We start from the raw sequence: 4291 nt of genomic DNA, 5'->3' as shown, positions 1-4291 counted from the left end.
CCCCGGAGGAGGGCGGGAACCGCCACATCCGTCGCCTGCTCGCCGCGCATGGCGTCGAGGTCCTGCGCCTCATCCGCATCGCTATCGGCCGCCTGCCGCTCGGCGACCTCGCCAAGGGTACGGCACGGCATTTGACAGCAGAAGAGTTGGCGCTGCTGAGGGGGTAAGCAGGGCGTGCCGCTGGTGCAGGCGCACGGCGATCCTTCCTGACGGAAAGCTGTCAGCAGGCCTGGCCTATAGGTCGGATGGGAGCCGGCCACGGCTTCAACGATCAGGGAGCCAATGCAATGAATTTCGTCTCCGTCCGCATCATCACGTCGGACGTCCAGCGTCTCGTTCACTTCTACGGTGAGATCACCGGCATGCCCGTGACGGTGTACACGGAAGACTTCGCCGAACTGGCGACGCCGACCTGCACGCTGGCGATCGGCAGCACGCGCACCTTGATGCTGTTCGGCGGCGACATCGCCCGCCCCGCCGACAACCACACCGCCATCATCGAGTTCCGCGTCGGCGACGTCGATGCTGAATTCGCCAGGCTCTCGGACCTCCTCAGGAATATCACTGTGCAGAAGCCGACCACCATGCCCTGGGGCAACCGCTCGCTGCTGTTTCGCGACCCTGACGGCAATCTGGTGAATTTCTTCACGCCGGTAACCGCTGAGGCGATCAGGAAATTCGACAGATAGGCGTAAGCGGCGCCGCTGGCCGAAGCTGCTCTATTTCTGGTTCCATTTCCGGATGACCGGCTCGCTCAAATCATGCTCGTAGCCGAGCACGCTGATGCTGGCCGTATCGAGCACGAGCAGCGCGCCGCCCTCCGGCGGCAGCCCGATCCAGCGCGCCGCCAGCACGCGCAGAAAATGCGCGCTGGAAAACACCAATATGCTGGCATTGGCCTCGCGCAGCCCAGCGATAATCCTGTCGGCCCGCGCGCCGACATCGGCCGCCATCTCGCCCTTTGGACACCCATCGCGAAACACATTCCAGCCGCGGCGCTCGGCCAGGATCTGTTTTGTCGTCAGCCCCTCATAGGCGCCATAGTCCCACTCCTGCAGATCGTCCTTCTTGACGCTCTGCGCGCCGAAGCCGGCCAGTACGCTGGTGTTGTAGGCGCGCTGCGACGGGCTCGACCATACGGCCGAAAAAGACAGGCCCTCGAGCCTGTCCGCGAGACCCCGCGCGGCGGCCTCGCCAACCGGGGTCAACGGCATGTCGGTGCGGCCGGTATGCTGCCCCGAAAGGCTCCATGCCGTTTCACCATGCCGGACCAGATGGATTTGCGGATACGGGTTGCTCATGGACTGCCTTTCAATGTCACCGGCACCTTAGGCGACGATGCGGCAAAGGGGAATCCGCTTGGTACAAGACTGCGTGGTCGCCTGGCCTTGATCCGCGGCGGGGCCGGCCCTGTGATCGGCCCGAGGCCGCAACTATATCAAGGCCAGCCCTCCACAAGGCTCCCGCCACCTCAAGGGCATCGGCCCTTGCGCAACAGGTCATGTCATCATGTACAAACATTTGCTCATCGCCACGGACGGATCGGAACTGGCCGACAAGGGCGTTACCCACGGCCTGACATTGGCCAAGGGCCTCGGCGCCTCTGTTACTTTCATCACCGTCTCCGAACAATTCCCGATCTTCGCCTGGGGCGGCGCCATGGCCGGCTACGCCGCCGGCGATGAACTGGCCGCCTATCAGGAAGAAGCGCGCAAATACGCCAAGGAAGTTCTCGACAAGTGCAAGGCATCGGCCGACGCCGCCGGCGTCTCGGCGGAGGTCGTGCATGTCGAGGACAAAAGGCCCGCCGAAGCCATTCTGGAACTGTCGCAGGCCCTGGGCTGCGACCTGATCGTCATGGCTTCGCACGGCCGCCGCGGACTAGGCAAGCTGCTCCTCGGCAGCCAGACGGCGGAAGTGCTGTCCTACACGGAGATCCCGGTGCTGGTCGTGCGGTAGGGCTACTACGGATCGCATGCTCCATCGAAGCGGGTAATGACAATGTCGTTACGCTGTGCTAGATATGCGCAACGAAGGAGCCGTCCATGCCAACGTCACATCATCCGGTGCCGAAGAGCGTTCCGCTCAACATCCGCGTCAAGCCGGAAGTTCGCAATCTGATCGACCGCGCAGCCGAATTGCTCGGTAAGAATCGCACCGACTTCATGCTTGAAGCCTCGCAACGCGCCGCTGAGGAAGCGTTGCTCAACCGTCTCGTGTTTACCGTCGAACCGGATGTCTACGCTGCGTTTCTGGCACGCCTCGACGCGCCGCCGCAGCCCAACGACCGATTGCGCCGCACGATGACGACAAAGGCTCCGTGGGAAGCTGCGTGACGCTGTCGGTCCCGGTTCCACTCGCGGATCATCACGAACTCGGGGAATTTTCGTCGGGCATTACAGCGCTCGACGATTGGTTGAAAAAACGTGCTCGCACCAATCAAGCGGGCGGTGCATCCCGGACCTATGTGACTTGCAAAGGCAACCGTGTGATTGGCTACTATGCCGTTGCCAGCGGCGCCGTGAAAATGGTCGAAGCTTCCAGCCGTTTCCGGCGCAACATGCCCGATCCGATCCCCGTCGCAGTGCTAGGCAGGTTGGCCGTAGACCAAGCCTATCACGGTCGGGGCATCGGTCGGGCGCTGGTAAGGGATGCCGGTCTACGAATTCTCCAGGCTGCTGAAATACTGGGCATCAAAGGCATAGTGGTGCATGCGATTTCCGACGATGCCCGAGCTTTCTACATCACCATCGGGTTCGAGCCCTCGCCGGTCGAGCCGTTGACACTCATGGTCACGCTCGCTGATCTCAGCGAAAGCATTGGCTGACGACTTCCTGCCAGTGCTCTGGGGAAGTCCGGCGCCTAGAACACCAACTCCCCCACGAGATAGACCCCAAGCGCCAGCAACCCCGCGAAGAACACTTTGCGGAAGGTCTCGACGCTCATCTTCTGGCGCAGCGCCTGGCCGGCGAACATGCCGGCCAGCGCCGGCACAAGGGCTGCGACCGACCCCACCAGTTGCGCACTCGGCGACGCCAGGGCGCCTGCCTTGAACAACCCGATGGCGAGCGCCGCCGTCGACACGGTGAAGGACAGGCCGAGCGCCTGGATCAGGTCTTCTTTCTCCAGCCGCAGCGACTGCAGATAGGGCACCGCCGGGATGACGAAGACGCCGGTGGCGCCGGTGACCAGCCCGGTCGCCACCCCGACCAGCGGTGACATCAAGGCTTCGCGGCGCGCCGGCGTGGTGAAGCCGGCTTTGGCGAGGCCGAGGATCGCATAAAGCACCAGTGCGGCGCCCAGCCCCACTGAGGCCGCGCCCGTATGCGTGCCGGTCAGCAGGCCGGCGCCGGCAACGGTGCCGAGCATCACGCCGGCCATCATCGTCCACAGCCGCTTGCACAGCCGGGCGAAGGACGGGCCGGTCAGCAATTGCCAGAGGTTGGTAACCAGCGACGGGATCAAGAGCAGGGCAGCCGCCTGCGCCGGCGGCATCGTCACCGCCAGCAGGCCCATCGCAACGGTCGGCAGGCCCATGCCGACGACGCCCTTGACGAAGCCGGCGGCGAGGAACACGGCGCCGATCCAGGCGAGGATGCCGGCGCTCAGCATGATCGTATCTTCAGGGCCGGATCAGTCATGCAGCAGCATATCGGTTGCGTCGGCATCCGGGCTGGCGGCCTTTGCCGGCGCCGCATCGCGGCTGGTGGATACGACCGTCGCCGCGCATCCCCGCAGGCCTGATCCCGCTCGCGCCATGGCAAGGCCGGCCACCGCAATGGCCAGCACGATCGCCGTGCTTTCAAGAATGCCGAGCCGGCCTGATGTTCGTTCGTTCATCGCAATTCTCCTTCGAAACTGTTTGACGAAAATCCTGGCCGATCACAATGTGGAAGTTGCGCTGCCAGCCTTCGGCCACGACGAAGGCTGGTTGGCCGACCGCCTTCCCGGCGCTGAATATTCGCAGGAGCAAGAGAATGCGCTTCGATCTGGTCGATCTCCGCCTGTTCCTGCTGGTGGCCGAACGCGGCAGCATCACCCATGGCGCCGAGCTTGCCGGACTGGCCCTGGCGTCGGCCAGCGCCCGCATCAAGGGCATGGAGGAGCGGCTCGGCGCGCCGCTGCTGGAGCGCCGGCGCCGTGGGGTGGTGCCGACGGCGGCCGGACAGGCGCTGCTGCATCATGCGCGCGCGGTGCAGAACCAGATCGAAGCGATGACCGGCGACCTCGCCGCCTATGCCACCGGCCTGCGCGCCCGCGTCCGGCTGATCGCCAACACCGCCGCCACAGC

The 4291-nt window shown here is 64.6% G+C and carries 8 protein-coding genes and 1 pseudogene; 6 read left to right on the top strand and 3 right to left on the bottom strand.

Translation table 11 applies throughout. The annotated features are described in order from the left end of the window. Positions 1-167: pseudogene (locus EOA22_RS39065) on the top strand (pseudouridine synthase); the annotation flags it as partial. Positions 168-287: 120 nt separating this feature from the next. Beyond that, positions 288-689 carry a VOC family protein gene (locus EOA22_RS25685; protein WP_013530567.1) on the top strand — a complete coding sequence of 134 codons (402 nt, stop codon included), beginning with the start codon at positions 288-290 and terminating at the stop codon, positions 687-689. A gap of 30 nt (positions 690-719) precedes the next feature. Here EOA22_RS25685 and EOA22_RS25680 read toward each other — a convergent pair whose 3' ends face one another. Beyond that, positions 720-1301 carry a histidine phosphatase family protein gene (locus EOA22_RS25680; RefSeq protein WP_063168650.1) on the bottom strand — a complete coding sequence of 194 codons (582 nt, stop codon included), beginning with the start codon at positions 1299-1301 and terminating at the stop codon, positions 720-722. 208 nt (positions 1302-1509) lie between these two features. On the opposite strand from EOA22_RS25680, the gene EOA22_RS25675 reads away from it, so the two are divergent. The 3 genes from EOA22_RS25675 (at position 1510) to EOA22_RS25665 (ending at position 2827) form a co-directional block, all read left to right on the top strand. Then, on the top strand, positions 1510-1959 hold the full coding sequence (locus EOA22_RS25675; protein ID WP_027160859.1) for a universal stress protein: 450 nt from the start codon (positions 1510-1512) through the stop codon (positions 1957-1959). A gap of 86 nt (positions 1960-2045) precedes the next feature. Further along, entirely contained in the window at positions 2046-2336 is a 291-nt protein-coding gene (locus EOA22_RS25670; RefSeq protein ID WP_013530564.1) for a DUF1778 domain-containing protein, read from the top strand. Continuing rightward, positions 2333-2827 carry a GNAT family N-acetyltransferase gene (locus tag EOA22_RS25665; protein WP_063168651.1) on the top strand — a complete coding sequence of 165 codons (495 nt, stop codon included), beginning with the start codon at positions 2333-2335 and terminating at the stop codon, positions 2825-2827. Before EOA22_RS25670 ends, EOA22_RS25665 begins: the two co-directional genes overlap by 4 nt. Positions 2828-2862: 35 nt before the next feature. Here the strand turns inward: EOA22_RS25665 and EOA22_RS25660 are convergent, their stop codons facing one another. Further along, on the bottom strand, positions 2863-3612 hold the full coding sequence (locus EOA22_RS25660; RefSeq protein WP_063168652.1) for a sulfite exporter TauE/SafE family protein: 750 nt from the start codon (positions 3610-3612) through the stop codon (positions 2863-2865). A gap of 21 nt (positions 3613-3633) precedes the next feature. Then, positions 3634-3840 carry a hypothetical protein gene (locus tag EOA22_RS25655; RefSeq protein WP_063168653.1) on the bottom strand — a complete coding sequence of 69 codons (207 nt, stop codon included), beginning with the start codon at positions 3838-3840 and terminating at the stop codon, positions 3634-3636. A 137-nt stretch (positions 3841-3977) separates the two neighbouring features. On the opposite strand from EOA22_RS25655, the gene EOA22_RS25650 reads away from it, so the two are divergent. Further along, positions 3978-4291: LysR family transcriptional regulator (locus tag EOA22_RS25650; RefSeq protein ID WP_127390303.1), on the top strand; the 314-nt coding region annotated here is incomplete at its 3' end.

This window comes from Mesorhizobium sp. M7A.F.Ca.US.014.04.1.1, from assembly GCF_003998745.1.
GTDB lineage: Bacteria > Pseudomonadota > Alphaproteobacteria > Rhizobiales > Rhizobiaceae > Mesorhizobium > Mesorhizobium ciceri.
This window is presented reverse-complemented; position numbering and strand designations above follow the sequence as displayed.